Source organism: Ensifer sp. SSB1, assembly GCF_016652895.1.
Classification (GTDB): Bacteria; Pseudomonadota; Alphaproteobacteria; order Rhizobiales; family Rhizobiaceae; genus Ensifer.
The window spans coordinates 1-1,877 of record NZ_JAEPRP010000354.1; the positions used below are offsets into that span (position 1 = coordinate 1).

The window sequence follows — 1,877 nt, forward strand, 5'->3', positions numbered from 1 at the left end:
CGTCAACAACGATCTTCAAAAAAACTTCAAAATTCGACAAGTTGTTGAAATTAAATGGAAATCGTTATCCACAGGCGTGAACCGCAGATTTTCGCCCGGTTGACCGGGCGAAAATCCGACGGCGCGGGGGATCAGCCGGCCTTTGCCTCGTCGTTGCCGCGCAGGAGCTGGATCAGGGCAGAAAAGTCTTCGCCACCGTGACCGAGCTTCTCGAACATCGAATAGAGCTGCGCGGCCTGCGCGCCCATCGGCGTCGTTGCACCGGCTGCACTTGCTGCCTGCTGCGACAGCTTCAGGTCCTTCAGCATCAGGCTTGCGGCAAAGCCCGGCTTATAGTCGTTGTTGGCGGGCGAGGTCGGCACCGGACCCGGTACCGGGCAATAGGTCGTCAGAGACCAGCATTGTCCGGACGACGTCGAAGCCACGTCGAACAACGCCTGGTGCGACAGACCCAGGCGTTCCGCCAGCACAAAGGCTTCGCAGACACCGGCCATGGAAATGCCGAGGATCATGTTGTTGCAGATCTTCGCCGCCTGGCCTGCACCGGTTCCGCCGCAATGGACGATCTTCTTGCCCATGGCATCGAGCAGAGGCTTGCCGCGGGCGAAGGCCTCGTCGCTACCGCCGACCATGAAAGTCAGCGTGCCGGCCGCAGCACCACCGGTTCCACCGGAGACAGGGGCATCGAGCGAGGGGCAGCCGATCTTTTCGGAGAGCGCATGCGCCTTGCGGGCGCTGTCGACGTCGATCGTCGAGCTGTCGATCAGCAGCGTGCCCGGGTCGACGAAACCGAGAAGCTCGTCCCAGACGTAGAGAACATGCGCACCGGCGGGCAGCATGGTGATCACGCATTCGGCCCCGCGCACCGCCTGCGCAATCGAGCCGGCGACGGAGACCCCGGTCTTTGCCGCCGCGTTGCGGGAGGCTTCCGACAGGTCGAAGCCGCTGACCGCATGGCCCGCCTTGACCAGATTGGCGGCCATCGGCCCGCCCATATTGCCGAGCCCGATAAAGGCGATCTTCGTCATGTCATTCCTCCTCGCATAGAAACTCGGCCTGGCCGAAAAATCGCGCCCATCCTCCGGCGCTAGAACAGTGGCGGGTGATCCTTCCCGGCGAAACGCGCGAGCATGGCAGGCGTGACGTCGGCCAGCCCGACGCTCCATTTCGGATTGCGGTCCTTGTCGATCACCGCGGCCCGCACGCCCTCGTAAAAGTCGGGATTGCCGAGCATGCCGAGCGTCGCCGAATATTCCCGTTCCAGGCAGTCGTTCAGCGACGCGCTGCGACGGCCGGCGCGCAGGAGATCGAGCGTCAGCTTCATGCTGAGTGCCGAACGCGTGTTCAGCAGCGCCAGCGTTTCCCTGGCGAAATCGGAACCGTCAGCCTCGAGTGCCGCCAGAATCTCTTCAACCGTATCGAAGGCAAAGCATCGGTCGATCAGCGCAAGGTGATCCTGGAGCGACGTTGCCGGCGCTTCCGACGCGTGCCTTGCAATCACCGCGTCGATATCGGCGCCATTTGCGGTCGACGGCTGCGCTGCAAGTTCGGCGATGAGTGCTTCCAGCTTGTGCGAACCAACGAAACGATCTGCGAGCCGCGCACGGATCGCGTCGGCCGCCACGATATCCCGGCCGGTGAGACCCAGATAGGTACCGAACTCGCCGGGCGCCTTCGGCAGCAGCCAGGTCGCGCCGACATCCGGGAAGTAGCCGATCCCGGTCTCGGGCATTGCAAGCCGGGTGCGTTCGGTCACGATGCGGTGGCTGCCATGAGCGGAAATCCCAACGCCGCCGCCCATGACGATGCCGTCCATGATGGCGATATAGGGCTTGCGGTAGCTGGCAATGCGGCTGTTGACGACGAACTCCTCGCGC

At 63.3% G+C, this 1,877-nt stretch carries 2 protein-coding genes; both read right to left on the bottom strand.

Going from position 1 to position 1,877, the window contains the following annotated elements; genetic code table 11:
* Nucleotides 1–131: 131 nt before the first annotated feature.
* Nucleotides 132–1,028 (bottom strand): 3-hydroxyisobutyrate dehydrogenase, encoded by an 897-nt coding sequence (mmsB, locus tag I8N66_RS37230; protein WP_223729590.1) that lies wholly within the window; start codon nt 1,026–1,028, stop codon nt 132–134.
* Between the two features lie 59 nt (nt 1,029–1,087).
* On the bottom strand, nt 1,088–1,877 hold a 790-nt coding region (locus I8N66_RS37235; protein ID WP_291165563.1), incomplete at its 5' end, for a 3-hydroxyisobutyryl-CoA hydrolase.